Origin of the sequence: Paenibacillus rubinfantis (genome assembly GCF_001486505.1) — a bacterium.
Classification (GTDB): Bacteria; Bacillota; Bacilli; order Paenibacillales; family Paenibacillaceae; genus Fontibacillus; species Fontibacillus rubinfantis.
In genome coordinates this window covers 1,223,628-1,242,419 of record NZ_LN909065.1, presented here as the reverse complement: position 1 = coordinate 1,242,419, position 18,792 = coordinate 1,223,628, and the positions used below count along the sequence as shown (strand labels likewise).

The 18,792-nt window shown below is 55.9% G+C and carries 11 protein-coding genes and 1 riboswitch; of the genes, 8 read left to right on the top strand and 3 right to left on the bottom strand.

Annotation, left to right across the window (positions count from 1 at the left end; all coding sequences use genetic code 11):
- Window positions 1-156: 156 nt before the first annotated feature.
- On the top strand, window positions 157-1,695 hold the full coding sequence (locus BN3277_RS17105) for a Ppx/GppA phosphatase family protein (protein ID WP_059044628.1): 1,539 nt from the start codon (window positions 157-159) through the stop codon (window positions 1,693-1,695).
- On the opposite strand, the gene ppk1 is transcribed toward BN3277_RS17105, so the two are convergent.
- Entirely contained in the window at window positions 1,637-3,751 is a 2,115-nt protein-coding gene (gene ppk1 / locus BN3277_RS17100) for a polyphosphate kinase 1 (RefSeq protein ID WP_059044917.1), read from the bottom strand. The genes BN3277_RS17105 and ppk1 overlap by 59 nt on opposite strands.
- A 259-nt stretch (window positions 3,752-4,010) precedes the next feature.
- Between ppk1 and BN3277_RS17095 the strand changes: the two genes are divergently transcribed.
- The 4 genes from BN3277_RS17095 to BN3277_RS17080 all read left to right on the top strand — a co-directional run bounded on the left by BN3277_RS17095 (window position 4,011) and on the right by BN3277_RS17080 (window position 7,243).
- Window positions 4,011-4,649, top strand: coding sequence for a 50S ribosomal protein L25 (locus BN3277_RS17095; protein ID WP_059044626.1), 639 nt, complete (start codon window positions 4,011-4,013; stop codon window positions 4,647-4,649).
- Between the two features lie 187 nt (window positions 4,650-4,836).
- Complete coding sequence (locus BN3277_RS17090; protein WP_059044624.1) at window positions 4,837-5,550, top strand: DsbA family protein; 714 nt, start codon at window positions 4,837-4,839, stop codon at window positions 5,548-5,550.
- Window positions 5,551-5,727: 177 nt separating this feature from the next.
- Entirely contained in the window at window positions 5,728-6,168 is a 441-nt protein-coding gene (locus tag BN3277_RS17085) for a disulfide oxidoreductase (RefSeq protein ID WP_232436445.1), read from the top strand.
- 154 nt (window positions 6,169-6,322) lie between these two features.
- Entirely contained in the window at window positions 6,323-7,243 is a 921-nt protein-coding gene (locus tag BN3277_RS17080) for a hypothetical protein (RefSeq protein WP_059044619.1), read from the top strand.
- A 373-nt stretch (window positions 7,244-7,616) separates the two neighbouring features.
- Here the strand turns inward: BN3277_RS17080 and BN3277_RS17075 are convergent, their stop codons facing one another.
- On the bottom strand, window positions 7,617-8,513 hold the full coding sequence (locus tag BN3277_RS17075) for an AraC family transcriptional regulator (RefSeq protein ID WP_059044617.1): 897 nt from the start codon (window positions 8,511-8,513) through the stop codon (window positions 7,617-7,619).
- A 131-nt stretch (window positions 8,514-8,644) separates the two neighbouring features.
- On the opposite strand from BN3277_RS17075, the gene BN3277_RS17070 reads away from it, so the two are divergent.
- A complete protein-coding gene (locus tag BN3277_RS17070) occupies window positions 8,645-10,621 on the top strand; it encodes a glycoside hydrolase family 127 protein (protein ID WP_059044615.1) in 1,977 nt (658 codons plus the stop codon).
- A 47-nt stretch (window positions 10,622-10,668) separates the two neighbouring features.
- On the opposite strand, the gene BN3277_RS17065 is transcribed toward BN3277_RS17070, so the two are convergent.
- Entirely contained in the window at window positions 10,669-11,439 is a 771-nt protein-coding gene (locus tag BN3277_RS17065) for an MFS transporter (RefSeq protein WP_330981637.1), read from the bottom strand.
- An 83-nt stretch (window positions 11,440-11,522) separates the two neighbouring features.
- Here BN3277_RS17065 and BN3277_RS17060 point away from each other — a divergent pair, with 83 nt between their 5' ends.
- Both BN3277_RS17060 and BN3277_RS17055 read left to right on the top strand, forming a co-directional pair.
- Window positions 11,523-15,902: a WIAG-tail domain gene (locus tag BN3277_RS17060; RefSeq protein WP_059044612.1), complete on the top strand. Its 4,380-nt coding sequence runs from the start codon at window positions 11,523-11,525 to the stop codon at window positions 15,900-15,902.
- A gap of 366 nt (window positions 15,903-16,268) precedes the next feature.
- Entirely contained in the window at window positions 16,269-18,500 is a 2,232-nt protein-coding gene (locus BN3277_RS17055) for an FMN-binding protein (RefSeq protein ID WP_059044610.1), read from the top strand.
- Between the two features lie 161 nt (window positions 18,501-18,661).
- Window positions 18,662-18,746: riboswitch (cyclic di-GMP riboswitch) on the top strand.
- The last annotated feature ends 46 nt before the right edge of the window (window positions 18,747-18,792 follow it).

Genomic DNA, 18,792 nt, shown 5'->3' with positions numbered 1-18,792 from the left:
CAACTGAAATTACGGGTTTCTTCTTAGACCGGTGCCGCTAAGGCGCCGGTTTTTTTCGTGGATATGGTTTATTTTTGGTCGATTTTGGGATAAAGTGAGGTAAAACTGTAAGGTCTGCTGTACCCAACTTCAAATGTTACGGGAGTTAAACATCGTATGCCAAATAACCATGAACGTGTTGGTATCATTGATATCGGGTCAAACTCCATACGTTTGGCCATTTATGAAACCACGCCGCAAGGATATTATCGTTTGATCAACGAATTAAAGGAATCGGCGCGATTAAGCGGAAAAATGAATGCCGCAGGAGCTATGGAAGCGAAGGAGATCCATTCGATTGTTCCGATCCTACGCCAATTCCGCGAGGTGTGCGGAGCCTACGGCTGTCGGACCCTACGCGTGGCGGCGACGGCGGCGATTCGAAATGCGGTGAATGCACAGGAAATCGGCCGAATGCTGGAGGAGGAAACCGGCCTGCCGGTCGAAATCCTGACCGGCGAACAGGAAGCGTATTTCGGATTTGTCGCGGTCGCCGGAGGGATGGCGATCGATGATGGCTTCCTGATTGATATTGGGGGCGGAAGCACGGAAATTACCTATTTCCGCGGGCGGACGCTGATCGAGAGTGCCTCTTTGCCAATCGGCGCGGTGAATGCCCAGGTGAAATTCGGGGTGGCGGAGGAGCCTTGGCCGCCGGAACAGATTGCACAGCTCCAGGAGGAAGTTCGACGGATGCTGGACAGTCTGCCTTGGATCGGGGCCCGTCCAGGATTGCCGCTGATTGGGCTCGGAGGGACGATCCGGACGCTGGGCAAGCTGGATCAGCGGCGGCGCAAATATCCGCTCCGCTTGGCCCATCATTACCGGCTGGAGCCGGAGAGCCTTCGCCACTACGCGGAAACGCTGCCTCAGCTGCCATTGGAGAAGCGCAAACGGATCGATGGGTTGTCCAAAGCGCGGGCGGATATCATTGTGCCGGGAATCACCATTCTTCAGGCCGTCTTCGATCGCGTCGGAGCGGCGTGTTGCCTGGTCAGCGGCTCTGGGCTGCGCGAAGGGTTGCTGCAGGATACGCTGGGGCTCGGCGTGCCGTCTGCAAATGAGGTGCTGGAACGGCAGGCCGGGACGCTGCTTGCATTCCATGCGCTGGCCCCTGCTGCCCATTACCACCAGGTTCGGCGGCATGCGGAGCTGTTATATCGGATCGTCGCGAAAGAGCCTGACGATAAGGAACCGATCAAGCTGCTTCAAACCGCGGCGATGGTATACAAAGTCGGCGGTACGATTCGCTACCACCAATATGATAAACATACCTTGTACTGGCTGCTGCAGGCGCCTCTCGGTGCATTCACCCATCGGGAGGCGGTGCTTTGCAGCTTTATCGCCGACTATCCGGCTAACCACGGCAAAAAGTCGGGCATGGAGGAGTTTGGTGCGCTGCTGCAGGAGAAGGATGAGGAGTTCGTTCAGAAGCTCGGAGCGCTGTTGGAGGTGGCTGTTGCACTAGATGCCAGCGAGACGCAGACGGTGGAAGCTGTCGAAGCGATTAGGGAAGGGGAGGTTTTGCTGCTGAAGCTAAACTGCCGCAGCCAAGCTTACCTGGAAACCAGGCAGCTAGAGGCTGCGGCCAAGAGCTTCAAGAAAGCGTGGGACCTTCGATTGGAGTGGGATCTTCGTCCACTTTCCACGCGCTGATCACCCGGGCGGCAAATTGACTTCGGCAAGGCACCGACTGCGTGCCGCTGGGGATGGGCTCGTATTTGCCGCTGGGCACCAACCGTTTGGCTTTTACGTTATCAGCTAGCGATAACATCAGGATCCGAACCAGCGTCTCCCGGGTCTGCGGCTTGATAACGGGGCACATCAACTCGAGACGTCGCGTCAGGTTGCGCGTCATCCAGTCAGCGCTGGACAGCCAAACCTCGGGTTTTCCGCCGTTCTCAAAGTAATAAATGCGGGAATGCTCAAGGAAGCGGTCGACGATGCTGCGCACCGTAATTCGCTCGCTTAAGCCCTCGACGCCGGGGCGCAAGCAGCATACGCCGCGTACGATCAAATCGATGTGGACGCCGGCGGCGGAGGCTTCGTACAACTCGTCGATCATCTCCTGGTTCGATAAGGAGTTCATCTTGGCGATAATCCGCGCCGGGCGGCCCGCTGCGGCATGTTCGGCTTCCCGCCGGATCAGCTCGAACAGCTTGTCCTTCATAATGGTAGGAGCAACCGTCAACGCTTGCCATTGCTCAGCTTCCGAGTAACCCGTAATGAGATTAAACAGTTGGGAGGCGTCCTCCCCGATCGCGGAATCGGTCGTAAACAAGCCGATATCGGTGTAGAGCCGAGCCGTGATATCGTTGTAATTGCCGGTGCCCACATGGACGTAACGTTTCAGGTCGCGTCCTTCCTGGCGCACGACCAGCAGGATTTTGGCATGGGTCTTCAACCCAATCAGACCGTAAACGACGTGGCAGCCGGCCTTCTCCAACGTTCGTGCCCAGGCAATGTTCCGCTCTTCGTCGAAGCGGGCTTTCAGCTCCACGACGACGGTAACCTGCTTGCCAGACTCTGCGGCCCGCGCAAGCGCCTGAATTAACGGCGAGTTGCCGCTGACGCGGTAGAGCGTCATTTTGATCGCCATCACTGCCGGATCCTCCGCGGCCTGATCGATGAAATCGGTCACGGCATCAAAGCTCTCGTACGGATGGTATACGAGTACATCCCTCTGTTTTAATACCTCAAAAAAATCCTCGTTTACGTCAAATTCCCGGGGATACACCGGATCCACTTGCGGAAAACGCAGCCTTGAATACCCCTTAACCGCGCCCGGAAGCTTACCTAGAAACCCTAGATCCAGCGGTCCTTCGATTTCGAAGACCGCATCCGTGATTTCAAATTCTTCCTTCAGCACCTCCAGGGCATAAGGATGAATGCCCTTCTGGATCTCCAGCCGGACCGGGGCGCCCCAGCGCCGTTTGCGCAATTCTTTTTCAATCTCCTCCAACAAATCCTCGGCCCCTTCTTCGTCAAAAGCCAGATCGGCATTGCGCGTCAGCCGGAATTCGTCGACGGCCAGCGGCGTATACCCGCTGAACAGCGTTTGGATATGATGGCGAATCAATTCCTCGATGAGGAGGAAGGATTGCTTCTTGCTGTTGGAATGCTGCGGCAGCGGTAGGATCCGGGACAAGTTCGAAGGAATCTGCACGATGGCAAAATAAGGCTCCTTCTCCTCTTCTTCCAAAGGTGCCGTATCGTTTCGCTTCAATACGACGGCTAAATAGACGAATCCGGTGTGCACAAGCGGGAACGGACGGCTCTGGTCTACCGCCATGGGCGTCAAGACCGGAAAGACGATGTCGTGATAATACGTCTCCATCGATTTCCGCTGCGCTCCGTTTAGCTCGTCATAGGGCAGGAACTGAATGCCTTCTTTGGCGAGTTGTCTCGTCAGCTCGCGGTAAGTCCGGTATTGCTCGGAAACCATGGCCGAGATTCGCAGAATCAACCTTTTATAGAGTCCAGCCGGCGTGTAGCCGGTAAAATCCTTCTTCGTATAACCCGCACGGATCTGATCCTGGATCCCGGCGACGCGAACGCTCATGAACTCGTCCAAATTACTGGAGACGATGGACAGAAATTTAGCCCTCTCCAGCAAAGGCGTGCCGGCATCCTTGGCTTCCTGCAGCACGCGGCGGTTAAATTCCACCCAACTGAGGTCGCGGTTCAAATATCGCGGTTCTTGTTTTTTCATGACTCTATCCGTCATGTTCGCATGACCTCCGCCTTGTTCTTCTTCCTATGATCCTTCTATTTTACTATGACGCGAGATATTGAAATGCTTGGTTATGTAAAATCTATGTAAAAATTATAACTCTAGGTAAAGCCGGTTCGTCAAATCGGGATGTTTCTGATTAGGCTGGCGGCCAAAATGGGTAATATACTTTTATGGCAGTTATGGCAGTTCAAGCCAATCGCCAAAACAGGCCCAATTTCAAGGAGGTTGTTGCAAGATGAGTACGAGCCATCACACGTTTCAACTGAATGCCACGCCTAGAACGGAATTCCACCGTTCATCGCTGCGCCAGCTGAGACAACATGGACGTGTTCCTGCGGTCGTGTATGGAGCGGAGTCCGAGAACCTCGCGGTTCATGTGGATGTGAAGGAGCTTGTGAAGGTCGTGCGGACGGGAAGATCGGAATTTTTCGACCTGATGGTGGAAGGAGGCCCAACGATTCCAGCGCTGATTAAAGAAGTCCAACAACAGCAAGGGAAGATCCTGCACGTTGATTTTCAACAGGTATCCAAAAACAAACCGATTCGCGTGAGAATCCCGCTGCATTATACCGGTACGGCGGAAGGAACCCAGGTGGGCGGCGTTCTGCAGATTCAGGCCACGGAGCTGGAAGTGGAGGGCTTGCCGGATGCTTTACCGGCGTCCTTGGATATAGACATCACCTCGCTGAATGCCGGGGACAAGCTGATGGCGGGAGACGTGAAGCTGCCGACAGGGGTAACCATGCACGCCCAGCCGGAGGAATTGCTGGCGTCGATCGTGCTGCCGCGGGTAGCGGATACCGATTTAGCTGAGGATGCCGCTGCCGACGGGGAACCAGAGGGTACGGTTGGCTCGGACGAGGCGGCAGAATAACTCGCGGTAATACCGTTTCAAGGGGGAGGCTGTCCCTAACGCTGAGAGCGCTAGGGGCGGTCTTTTTTCGTTGGGAGGGTGCGGCAGGGGCCTTGGTCCGGCTTGACGAATCCTGCTTTTGTAACTAGAATGGTTGCAGGATAAAACGAATCTAGAATCCACTATTTATAAGGAAAGAAGGGGTCGCATGCCGCCGAAAACAACAAGCAACGCTTTGGCCAAGCGCAAAGCCGAACAACTCAAACAGCAGCAGCAAATGAAAAGAAGACGCCTGATCTGGTTTACGACGGTGGGGCTGCTTCTGGTCCTCATCATTGTGGTGCTGACCATTCAGCCGAAGCCGAAGGCTGCCGAATTTGACTACGCCGCCTTGCCCGTGCTGGGACAAGCCGACGCGCCGGTGAAGGTGCTGGAGTTCGGGGATTATCAATGTCCGTCCTGTAAACACGTTAACGAACTCATTAAGCCGGATTTGGTGAAGGATTATATAGATCAAGGCAAAGTCGCCTTTTATTTCATGAACCTGCCGTTTATCGGCTCCGATTCGTTTACGGCCGCCTTGGCCGCTCAATCGGTGTATCATCAAAGCAATGAAGCGTTCTGGACGTATTTCGATGCGATTTTTGAGCGTCAGGGGGCGGAGAACAGCGGATGGGCTTCACCTGAATTCTTGGTGAATCTAGCCAAAGAATTGGAGCTGCCGATCGATTACGAGCTGCTGCAGAAGGATATCGCAGAGGCGACTTATCAAGACGAGGTCCAAGCGCATTTGTCCAAAGGGGACAAGCTGCGCGTTGACAGTACGCCGACGTTCTTCATCAACGGGATCGAGTATGCCGGTAACCTCGGCGATTACGAAGCATTGAAGAAGACGCTTGATAACGAATTAGCCGCAAAATAATTTTATTCGAAGGTTGGACGAAGCTAGGAAATGAGTAGCGCAGCGTAGCCGTAGCCTACGGGAGTGGGCGGAGGGCCCGGGTGAGTGCAAGATTCGATGCCGAATTAACTCCGGTGTTATTGCTTCGTGATCCAAAGATGTCTTTTTCAACTACCTTATAATGAGGGAGGGATGGGGATGCGGGGGTTCTTGAAAGACTACGGCATCTACCTCGCCTGGCTGGTCGCGCTGGTCGCGACGGCGGGCAGCTTATATCTAAGCGAAGTGCTGCATTATGAGCCTTGCCGGCTGTGCTGGTTCCAGCGGATCTTCATGTATCCGCAGGTCATTTTGCTGGGGATGGCCGCTTATAAGAACGACCGTCGGATCATTTCATACGTGCTTCCGCTCAGCATCATCGGCGGCTGTATCTCCATCTACCACTACAGTGAGCAAAAAATCCCTGCATTAGCCAAGCTACTTCCCTGCAAAATCGGCGTGCCGTGCAACGTGGATTACTTAGGCCAAGGTTGGCTCGGATTTATTACGATCCCGTTTATGGCGCTGGTGGCTTTTGTGCTGATCACCCTATTTTTGCTGGCGGCTCGCGAAAAAAAGGAAGCAGACGTGGTGCAATAACCTGGAAATTGGAAACGTAAGGGGATGAGGCAAAGCCTCCTCGATGAGGAGATTTTGCCTCTTTTTTGCGTTTACGGGGTATCGCTGTGAGAAATGCCTCGTGATGGCAACTTTTCAAGGGTTTAAGCCGTCTGTGTATGTGGGGGTGCTTATAATGACAAACATGAGCTTGAAGAAACATAAATGGAAGAAGACCACCGGCTGGATGGGAATGATCTTACTGGTCATCGCGCTGACGGCGTGCTCCGGGAATGACTCTGAGACAGGAATGAATGCAGGCGGGGAAGCGAACGCGAACCAGACGGAGACAGGCAACAATAGCGAACAAACGAATCCTGACAACAACGCACCAGATGACACCGCAGGCGAAACAAAGCAGGGAACGGGCACGTTCGTTGGATTCATTGACAACCATTCGGCAGAGATTGAGATGGATGGGGCACCAGCCGCTTTTCAAATGGATGAAACGTTAAGTGCGGCGGCGCAAAGTTTGGAGCAAGGGACGCCTGTGTCGTTCGAGTACGTGGAGCGGCCAGTGGAAGGTGATGCTACGCTGAAGCAGTTGATCTTAACGAAGTTGGAGGCGGCTCCCGCCAAAGGCATGATGTCGGAACTGCCGGCCGAGAAATCGATCGAGGTTGAGCTGGAAGGCATGAAAGAGACGCGAACCACGACCTTGGCTAAGGGGGAGGGGTACGCATTTTATATGTTCGATATCTTCTCTTTTGACGCGAAGACCAATAAACTCATGATGAATTACGACTCGGACTATCATGTGGTCATCACGAAGCTGCCTGCCGATTACGATATCGAGGAGCTGGCGAAGGCAGCCCAAAGTGACATGTCTAAAGTCGGCAAAGTTGAGCGGCGTACCGGCGACCAGATCTACGAAACGATGCGCGATGCCGAGCTGTTCTTGTTCGCGCAAGGCAAGGGGCTGACCCAGCAGTATATCGTCAAGAACATCGACGGGCAGGGATTTGCCTTTCTGTTGAATCAGCCGGTTGGCGAAGCGTCGGAAGGCTTTGGTCCGCTGGCATTTGCGTCCATCAATACCGTTGTGGCAACGGATTAACGCGATTAGCGGACTGGTGACAGTAAGCGAAACCAATATTCCAATCTAAATTAAACTTAAACCGTCCGCGCAGGGCTCTGCAGCGGGCGGTTTTTTCATGGGGATGGAGAGGGATAAGAGGAAATGTTGCATTTTGTACAACATTATTGACTCTAGTTTAGGAGGTTCGCCCCAAAATGTTGCATAAAGTGCAACATTATCGAGCACCTCGGGGGAAAATCGCCGGAAATGTTGTACTTGGTACAACATTTTGCGGGTGTGGAGCGAGATAGCCGCTGAAATGTTGTAGGAAATACAACATTTTGCAGTTGCGATGTGCTGCAGCCTAAGAAGAAACATACGGCGATGGGCGCGGAGCAGCATCTAGCAGCAGCTAAAAGTGTTTGACGTTACCAACATACTGCTTGCGAAATGCCCGGGGCGAGCAGCCGTTCTTGAGCGCAAAACGGTTGGAGAAGTAAGGTGTACTGTTGAAGCCAACGTAGGTAGCGATCTCCGCGATCGGCCACTCCGTCTTGAGCAGCAGCAGCTTCGCTTGCTCTAGCCGGTAGTGCAGCAAATAGTCATTTGGCGTCATGCCGTACACCTGCTTCATGCAGCGGGTAATGTAGTTGTAGTGGTAATGCAGCGCTTCGGCCATTTGTCCGCTGTTTAGCTCCGAGCGGTAATTGCTTTTGATGTAGGCTTCGGCCTTCTCCGCAACCGTCACAACCGGGGAGGTGTGGGATTCCAGCTGCCGCAGGTCCATTGTGCGGAGAAGCTCCTCAAACCGCTGCTGCCGGTTCCAAAACGCCCGGGATTGGCGTTCTCCCAGACTCTCCAGCAGTTGCCGGAACAAGCGGAATGTCTGGTCGGGAGAGGGAAGATCCCAGGCTTTGGGGAGCTGCAGGGAATACGGCGAAGCCAGAAAGCGGCCGTGATGCTCGTCCGCATCGGGATAGCGGTGGTCCGCTTCCTCCGCCGGGAGCTGCTGCCACGCGCAAACCGTGTGAAAATGCAGCCAGTAGAAGGAGGTCATCTCCTCGCATGGCTTTACCGCGTAATGATGCCGATCAGGCAGCAGCAGCAGCGATTGGCCGGCTCCCAAGCTCCAGGACTGCCCGGCCTCCCCGAGATATAACGTGCCGGACTCCACGACGATCCAGTCGAATATCCCGATGTTTCGCCGATTGGGATGCTCGTCTCCGGGCAGATACACCGAGTGCCCGCACTCGAGAAAATAGGGCAAAGGCGGGGCTGTAAGCTGCACCAGGTCCGTTGGCTTTGACATAGCAACCTCCTCCATTCTGAGTGTGAAATATTATAAATTTGAGGTTGATGGAATTCGTATTTTGATCTAAATATATGAGATAAAATGAGATTTGTCAGTATGATTTTTCGAAAAAGAGGAGGAAGCTTGTCATGAACATAGCCGGGAAAATGCCGCGTTCTGAACGGATCGAATTAAACCGGGTACAAATACGCGACGCGTTTTGGAGCTACTATATTCAATTGGTGAAGGAGGTGGTTGTCCCTTATCAATGGGAGGCGCTAAACGACCGGGTGGAAGGCGCGGAGCCCAGCGGGTCGGTACGCAACTTTCAGATTGCCGCCGGGCAAGTCCAAGGCGATTATTACGGGCTGGTGTTCCAGGACAGCGATTTGGCCAAATGGCTGGAAGCGGCGGCTTATCTTTTGGAAGCGGATGCAAACCCGGAGCTGGAGGCCCTCGCTGACGGATTGATCGATACCATGGCCATGGCTCAGTGGGAAGACGGGTATTTGAACACGTATTACATCCTGAAGGAGCCGGACAAGCGCTGGACGAACCTGACGGAATGCCATGAGCTCTATTGCGCGGGACATTTGATTGAAGCGGGAGTCGCCTATTATCGGGCCACGGGAAAAAGAAAGCTGCTGGACGTGGTCGCTAAATTCGCGGATTACATCGACAGCGTATTTGGCGCAGAGCCCGGGAAGCTGCCCGGCTATGACGGCCATCAGGAAATCGAGCTGGCGCTCGTCAAGCTGTACGAGGCAACTGGACAAGAGCGCTATCTACGCCTCAGCCGGTATTTCCTCGATCAACGGGGGCAGCAGCCTTTCTTTTTTGAGGAGGAGCTGAGACGTCGGGGAGGCAAAACGCACTGGTCAGGAAGCAGCGAGCACGTGGATCTCGCATACCATCAGGCGCATTTGCCGGTACGGGAGCAGGAGACCGCCGTGGGCCATGCCGTCCGGCTGCTGTACATGCTGACCGGGATGGCCGATGTGGCGGCGCTGACCGGTGACGAGTCGATGCTGACGGCCTGTCGTAAGCTGTGGGACAACATTGTCGGCAAACAGATGTACATCACCGGCGGGGTGGGCTCCATGCCGCAGGGGGAGGCGTTTTCGTTTGATTACGACCTGCCGAACGACACGGTGTATGCGGAGACCTGCGCATCGATCGGGCTGATCTTCTTCGCCCAGCGGATGCTGCGGATATCGCCGGAATCAAGGTACGCTGATGTGATGGAGCGAGCCTTGTACAATACGGTGGTCGGCGGGATGGCCCGAGACGGCAAGCACTTCTTCTACGTGAATCCGTTGGAGGTCGACCCGAAGGCTTGCGGAGGGGCAAACCATAAGTTTGACCATATTAAAACGGTTCGGCAGGAATGGTTCGGCTGCGCTTGCTGTCCGCCAAACATTGCGCGCCTGCTGGCATCGCTTGGCGAATATATCTATTCGGTGCAAGGCGACACGGTGTATGCTCATCTCTATATCGGCGGGGAAGCCGAATTGCGGACGAGCGCGGGCAAGGTGAAGCTGGCGCAAACGACCAACTACCCTTGGGACGGAGACGTACGTTTCGAAGTGCAGCCGGAAGGAGAAGGCCGCTTTACACTGGCCCTGCGGCTGCCGGAGTGGTGTCCGGAAGCAAGCCTCCAGATCAATGGAGAAGAGGTGGCGCTGGAGGGAGGATTGCTCCAGGACGGCTACATCCGGCTGCAGCGGCAATGGCGTGCGGGCGATGTCGTCGAGCTCAAGCTGGAGATGCCGGTGACGCGCATGTACAGCCACCCGCTCGTGCGGGCGAATGCCGGCAAAGTTGCGCTGCAACGCGGCCCGCTCGTTTATTGCCTGGAGCAAGCCGACAATGGACCGAACCTGCACGAGGTGGTTCTGCCGCGGGGGGCCGAGCTTCACGCGAAGCACGAAGCCGATCTGCTCGGCGGTGTCGTTACCGTACAGGCCGACTCGGTCCGCCTTACCGGGCCGGAATGGGGCGGCGGCGGGTTGTACAGCAGGGCGGCGCGCCTGACGGAGCAACCGTCAACGCTCAAATTTATTCCCTATTACGCCTGGGCGAACCGCGGCGAAGGGGAAATGACGGTGTGGGTGCGCGAGCGCTAGAAGAAGTGGGGCGATAGTCCGTCCGGTGCTTCTGTACGAAGATGAAGTCATGGCACATTCCACAGCCGGGTCCGCACGTAAACAGCCAGCGTGACCAGATTCCACAACGCGCAGGCCATAAAGATAACGCCTGTGCCCCACCAGGCGATAACCCAGCCGGAAGCGTAGACGGCGAGGGGCATACCGATGCGGAAGCAGGTCCCGGTAATTCCGGTGATCCGACCCATCAGTGCAGCCGGCGTCTGCTCCTGGCGGAAGGCGTATACCATGACGCTGTACAGGGTGGCGGCAAACCCGCACAAGAAAAGGGCAACGGCAAACAGCAAGGGACCTTTGGTCAGAAACAGCAGAGCATAAGCGTACGCATTTAACACGATGGAGGCGCCAAATACTTTGCCGAGCCCCCAGGCTTGTCTTAGCCGGCGCAGGATCAGGCTTCCGGCCAGACCTCCGGCTCCCGAAGCGGAGAGCACAACGGCCAGCAGGGACGAGGACAACCGCAGGTGGTCCTTGGCGAAGTAGATTGCCGAAGTGTTAATCACGGTATACGTGCAGTTCAGAAAGACGACGAACACGGTCATCAACATCAACGGTTTATTGGCGAAAAAAGCGTGCCACCCCTCCAAAAACTCCGCGGCGAGCTTGGTTTGCCGCGGGGTTTCTTTTTCCCCGGCTAGATTCAGCTTTGTAAACAACCCCATGCAAATCAGGTAACAGGCCGACGTGATAAGCAGCCCATCGGAGACGTCGGACAACATCAGGATTAGGCCGGATAAGGCCGGACCCATGATGCCAACGAAGGTTTCCGCGAAGCTCAGCTTCTCGAAAGCTGTGACAAGAGCCTAAACGCCCGCATATGATACCGAAGATGATTAACTTTTGGCAAAGGAGAGGGCGGCTCTTGAAGAGACAAAAACCAGCGAAACCCAATAGACCGAAGAAAACGCTCTATTTCGTAGATAATCCGGAAATCAACGAATTAACGCTGTTGGAGGAACGAAAGGCCTCGCTGCCAGCCGGCGGCAAGGAGATGCGGCTCCATGAAACCGCAGCGCCCGCGCTGCCGGAACAAGGTGAGGAGACCACGTTGAAGGCTCCCATAGAGGTGGAGCCGGAGCCTGAGAAACTTAACGGGAGTGCCGCACTGCAGGAACTGTTGAATGAAAAAACAGCTCCAAACCAGGAGCAAGGCATCATTTATACCGACGATATCATTGATGAGGCCGTCACCCGGGAGAAAATCGCCCCGTTTACCATCGATGCTTCGCGGATCACACGGGGGTCGATCGACACCGCTTGGATCGCCGATTACGCCGTGGAGAACATCAAGCTGGCCGATCGGTCGGTGACTTCCACCAAAATCGCTCCGTCGTCGGTGAACGGCAGCCATTTGGTGGACAGCTCAATCGAAGGACGGGCGATCCGGGATCATTCCATTAGCGGAGAGAAGCTGACGGACGGCAGCATAACCCCGGAGAAGCTGGCGGACCGGGTGATCACCGGGGAGAAGCTGGCGGAGGGTGCGGTCGAAAGCCGCCATCTGGCGGAATGGATCGTGACAACCGATCTGCTGCAGGACCAAGTCGTTACGGGGGATAAAATCCGCAGCGGCGCGGTAAACGCACAGCATCTGGCCAACGGGGCGGTTGATACCTCCAAACTGGGGGACGCTTCCGTCACCACGTCCAAGCTGCGCGACAGCTCCGTGACCGGGGAGAAGTTGGCGGAGGGGGCGGTTGAAAGCCGCCATTTGGCGGATCAGTTGATCAACTCGCGCCACCTGGCCCCCGGCTTGATCGGCCGGGAACTGCTGGCCTGGTCCAGCGTAGGAGCGGAGCAGCTGCAGGAAGGTAGCGTCACGTCATCCCATTTAAGCGGGGCTGTCATCGAAACCCGCCATATTGCGCCGGGCGCGGTAGGCAGCGAACATGTTCAGCCGGGCAGCATCGGGCAGGAGCATATCGCCGATCGAGAAATCAAAGCCCGCCATCTTGCCGATAAATCGATTCCCTCCACCAAGCTGGCTGACCAATCGGTGGGCACCTCGCATATCATCGAACAGGCGGTAACCTCCTCCAAAATCGCCGATCAAAGCGTGCTGCCGGGGAAAATCGCCGACGAAGCCGTATTAACCCGGCACTTGGCCAAAGGGGCGGTCCAATCGCCGCAGCTTGCCCGCGGGGCGGTGACAAGCCAGCACTTGACCGAAGGAGCGGTGCAAAGCGCTCACCTTGTACCGGAAGCGGTGCAGGAATGGCACCTGGCGGATGAGGCGGTGACCCGGGAGAAGCTGGCGCCGGGCGAGGTGACCGCAGAGCATCTAGCGGAGGAAGCCGTTTCGGCGGAGCATCTGCAGCCGGGGAGCGTCACGGCCGAAAAATTAGCCAAAAGCAGCGTAACCGCCCGGGTGATCGCTCCCGGTGCGGTGACGGAGTCCGCGATTGCCGCACAGCAAATCACGGCGGAGCATCTGGGAGCGGGCATCGTGCAGACCCGGCACTTGGCTCCGGGTTCCATCACCCGCAGCCAGATCGGGGCCGGCGCGGTACGGGAGGAGCACTTGGGCGTAGGTGCCGTCTTCTCCCCGCATCTTCAAGATTACGCGGTCACCAGCTTGAAGCTGTCGCCGGAAAGTGTAACGACAGATAAGCTTGGTGATCTGGCGGTGACGGCCGCGAAGCTGGCGGTAAGCAGCGTGACCGGTCCAAAGCTGGCGTCGCAATCGGTGGATTCCGGGCATATCGCACCCGGTGCAGTTGGGCCCGAAGCACTGGCAACAGGCGCCGTACAGGCGGATCATCTGGCCGAAGGGGCGGTGCATGGGGCGCATTTAGCCAAGGGCAGTGTGACCGGACGTCATCTCGGCGTGGCGGAGGTGAAAACTCAACATATCGCCGCTGAGGCGATCGATGCCGAGCATTTGTCTGCCGCGCTGCGGCAAAGCGGGGTATTGCCGGAGGAAGGCATCTCCGGGGAGGACCTGCAGCCCGCCTCGATCACCCGTCGCCATCTGCAATCGGGGGCGGTTGGAGCGGAAGCGCTCGGCGAGCAGGTGGTTGGCAGCACGCATCTGCAGGCGAGTGCGGTGCAAGGCGTTCATTTGGCAAAAGGGGCGATCCAAAGCCAGCATTTAGTCGGAGGTGCGGTACAAAGCGCTCATTTGGCTCATGGCAGCGTGACGGGGCAGCACCTCGGTGAAGCCGTCGTCCATTCGCGCCATATCGCCGCTGAGGCAATCGATGCCGGGCATCTGTCCGCCGATTTGAGGCAGAACGGGGTGCTTCCCGAAGCCGGCATCCGCGGGGAGTCGCTGCAGGCGGCTTCCATTACAAGCGAGCATCTGCAAACCGGAGCGGTTGGAACGGATGCGTTAGGTGAGCAGGTGGTTGGCAGCACGCATCTGCAGGAGGGGGCAGTTCTAAGCGGCCATCTGGCGAACGGGGCCGTCCAAAGCCGGCATTTGGCCGAAGATGTGATCCAAAGCGAGCACTTGGCCAAAGGCAGTGTGACGGACCGTCACCTAGGCGTAGCGGTGATCGGCTCGTACCATATCGCTGCCGAAACGATCAGCGCAGCGCATATGACTCCAGCGCTGCGGCAAAGCGGGCTGTTGCCTGCGGCGGGTGTCGATGGGGAGTCCCTGCAGCCGGCGTCCATCACCAGCCGCCATTTACAGGCCGGTGCGATTGGCGCCGAGGCGCTGGGCGAGCAGGTGGTCGGCAGTGCTCATCTCCAGGAAGGTGCGGTGCAAAGCAGCCATCTGGAAGAAGGGTCCGTCCAAAGCCAGCACTTGGCCGAAGGTGCGGTGCAAGGCGAGCATTTGGCCGAAAGCAGCGTCGAGTCTCGGCACCTTGGGGAGGCAGTGGTGGATGACTTCCATCTAGCTCCCGAAGCCGTAAATGTCCAGCACCTGTCCGCTGAGCTGCAACAGCGCGGTCTGCTGCCCGCAGCCGGTATCAGCGGGGAAGCCTTGCAGCCAGCCTCCATTTCCAACCGGCATTTGCAGGTTGGTGCAGTGAACGCCATCGCGCTGGGTGAGCAGGCGGTCAGCAGCGGCCATTTGCAGAGCGGTTCGGTGTATCATCGCCATCTGGCGGATGCATCCGTGCAAAGCCGGAACCTGGCTGAAGGCGCGGTACATGGCGAGCATTTGGCCGAAGGCAGCGTCGAGTCCCAGCACCTAGGGGAGGCGGTGGTGGATGGCTCCCATCTTGCGCCCGAAGCGGTGAACGCCTCGCACTTGTCCGCCGAACTGCAGCAGCACGGTTTATTGCCGGAGGGCGGTATCGGCGGGGAGGATTTGCAAGCCGCGTCCATTACGAGCCGGCATCTGCAAGCCGGCGCGGTGAACGCCATCGCGCTGGGCGAGCAAGCGGTTGGCAGCGGCCATCTGAAAGCTGGGGCCGTGCAAAGCTTGCATTTGGCTGACGGAGCGATCCAAGGCCGTCACTTGGAAAATGGCGCAGTGGTAAGCGGCCATTTAGCCGAAGGCAGCGTATCGGAACGTCACCTCGGTGACGCAACGATTAGCTCCCGCCACTTGCAGGAGGGTTCCGTACAAAGCGGCCAACTGGCGAATGCGGCTGTTCACAACCGACACCTGGCGGAAAACGTCGTTCACGGGGGGAATCTGGCCGCCGACAGCGTGGAATCGCGGCATCTAAGCGATGGGGCGGTGAATGCGCACCACATCTCCCTCGAAGCCATAAACGTGTGGCATTTGTCCGCCGAGATCCAGCAGCAGGGTCTGCTGCCCGAGGAGGGCATCGGCGGCGAAGACATCCGCCCAGCGTCCATCGGCCGGGCGCATCTGCAGCCAGGCGCAGTGGATGCCGGAGCTTTGGCCGAAGGCGTGGTTGGAGCGAGTCATCTGCAGGCGGGAACCGTCGGGAACGCCCACCTGGCTCAAGGTGCCGTTGACAGCAGCCAGCTGGCCGATGGAGCCGTCGGCACCCGCCATCTGCAGCCGGGCTCCGTTGGGGTGGAGCAGTTGAGCTTTGCTCCGGTACAAACGCTGACGGGTCAACCAGCGAAATTGCAATTTGGGATGGCCGCTTTTTTACTGAAGCATCAAGAGGAGGAGACAACGGTAACGATTAACTTCGATTCGCCGTTCACATCGTCCAACTTTGTGGTCGTTGCCATGACGAACCATGCGGCGTATTCCGCCTCTTTGAAGGATCAGTCGGCCGAATCGGCCGTCATCACGATCTCCAAGCTGAAGGAATGCGGCGTCAATTACGGTTTTGTCACATGGATGGCGATCGGCAGCACACGGTAGACGTTTATCAATGCAACAGCCGCCGGAGGATTCCGGCGGCTGTTTTTGATAAGTGTCCTCGTGAGAGTGACAAATCTTTCAGGCGGTGTGATTTTCAATACAGCTTTTTTGAGCCAAATTACCTAGTATTTAATGGAAACCGCTCGCATCTATTTTTATCCTTCGTTATGTGAATTCATTCACGTTTGCAAGAGGAGCGGTTTTGGGGATAGACCATCGTGCAAGAGGGAGGGGCGCGATTGCTTGGAGAATGATTCATCGTGATCTGAGCGCAGTCGAGAAATCAAAGAGAAAATGCCATTTTGGAAGAAACAGGTTATGTAATTTTACATAGCTTGGTGAAATTCACAAGGGAGAGGATCGCATTTGAAAAAGCTGATTAGCCTTACCGTAAGCGCAACATTGGTATTATCATCCTTGTCGCTTACCGTCGGTGTATCCGGTTACAAACTGACCGGGATTGACGTGGTATCCGCTGCTTCGGAAACGGAAACGCCAGTCAAAGAAACAACACCTAGCAAGACAACGACGCCAAGCAAGACAACAACACCAAGCAAGACAACGACGCCAAGCAAGACAACGACGCCAAGCAAGACAACGACGCCAAGCAAGACAACAACACCAAGCAAGACAACAACACCAAGCAAGACAACAACGACACCAAGCAAGACAACAACACCTGCCAAAACAACCGCTCCGGTTGTTAAGCCGGTTGAGAGCAAGTATGTTGACGGCGTGTACGTTACTTACGGCGACGCTTATTCCAAAGGGACCGAAGGAGCCAAAGTGACGATCAAGGACGGCAAAGTCGCCGCGATCGAACTGCTCAGAACAAGCCCTAAGCTGATCGACAGAGATGTTCGCAACAATTACAGCGGGCTCTGGAACGCTTATGAAACGATGAAAGCCAACCTGCTCGGCAAAACGCAGGAACAAGCTGCCAAAGTAGATGTGGTGTCCGGCGCAACCCGTTCCAGCAACGGCTGGAAGTTGTCCGTTGACCGCGCTTTCCAAAGAGCTCTGAAAGTGAAGCCGGAGGGTGTAACCTATTTTGCCGGTGAACATATGGGCGTTGATCCGGAAGGCAAATATATGATTTTCGTAACCTTCGACGCAACGAAAGCTACGGCTGTTAAGGTGTACCCGCTTGACGCCAGCGGCAGCGCGATCGAGGAAGCGAATCTGACCGAGGAGCAAGCGGCAACGGTGAAAGCGATCACTGCCGAGCTGCTGACTAAAGGTACGGGTGCCGTTAGCCCTAAAGGCCAGGAGGCCGAATTCAAAGCGGCTGTGAAGGCTTATTGGGATGCGGAGCAAAACGCGAAAATCAACAACAGCACCCAATACGTTGATGGTTTCTACTCCGCTTACGGTACAGCCCGTGATAAAGGCGTTGAAAGAGCCGACGTCTACATCCGGAACGGCAAACTGGTTGACGTGAAGTTGTATAGACTGGGTTCCAACCTGATCGACCGCGGCGACACAGCTTATGCCGATGTGGTCAAGGCTAACGCGCCGATGACGGCGAAGCTGCTTGCAAACGGCTCGTTTATCGCGAACTACAGCGATGATGTTGATGCGATTGCCGGCGCGACCGAAAGCAGCCACAGCTGGAATCTTGCGGTAGAAAGAGCCTTCGAGAAAGCGCTGAAGGTTCCGGGGAAAGCGAAGTATTTTGAAGGTACCTTCGCAGGGGTTGACAACCTGTCCAAACTGTTGGTTCTGGCTGACATCCAAGCAGATCAGGTCTCGAATGTCAAAGTCCACCTGTTTGGTGCAGACGGCAAATTGATCGCCGCCGACAAGCTGACTGAAGAGCAACAAACCGTTGTGGCTCAATTGACCGAAGGTTTGACCCAAAAAGGTGCGAACATGACGCCGATCGTTCTTCAAGAAGATTTGTCCCTTGCGGCTAGAGCCGCATTTGCCGACCTGCTCAACAACGCATCGAAAACGCAAGGTGCCTATAAGGACGGTACGTATACGGCCTTCGGCGACGCTTACGACAAAGGGACGAACCGTGCGGATGTTACGCTGCGCAACGGCGTCATCGTTGGCCTGAAGCTGTATCGCGTGGGCGTAAACATGGTGGATCGCGGCGCTTCGGCTTATGCTGATGTCGTCAGAGCGATCCCAATCCTGACTCGCGATCTGCTGTTTGCCGGAACGAGAGAACAAGCCGCGAAAGTGGATGTAGTAACCGGGGCAACCAGCAGCAGCACGGCTTTGAAAACAGCCGTAGAAAATGCCTTTAAGAAAGCGGAAATCAGCGAGACTTACAAAACGGCTTACATCAACGGCATTTTTGCCGGCATTAATAAAGACAAATCCGTTTACGTCATGGTAACGGTGCAAAACAACATTCCGTTCAAAATGGAAGTCTTTTATCTGGATGCGAACGGCAAAATCAAAACCGAAGACCAATTATCCAACGACGAGAAGACCGTCAAGACGGAAATTGAAACGCCAACCACCGAAGGTTCCTTGCATAAATACGGGTATCGCCCGGCAGCCTTTGGCGAAACGGACGGCGTAAAAGCGGTATCGGCTCAAGTGATCGACGCTGTGAAAAACGCGCTTGAGAACGCCGGCAGATAATTGTCCAACTCGTATTCATCAGGCCTAAAGGCTTGGTGCATAAAGCCCTCTCAGAAGAGATCTGAGGGGGCTTTTGCTATATTGGTAGAACCGTCATGAAATTCATAGTTTACAACTTCTGTCCTGGCATGTTAGTATAAATTAACTAAAAAATAGCAATTTTACTTAAAGGGCAAACTTGCCGAAAGACAAGGACGCAAAGCCACGGGCCTAACGTAGCGATACTAGGGCAGCCGGGTTTCATAGTAACTTGTGAATGCGTATCTATCTTTCAAAAAGTTCTCTTTCTTCG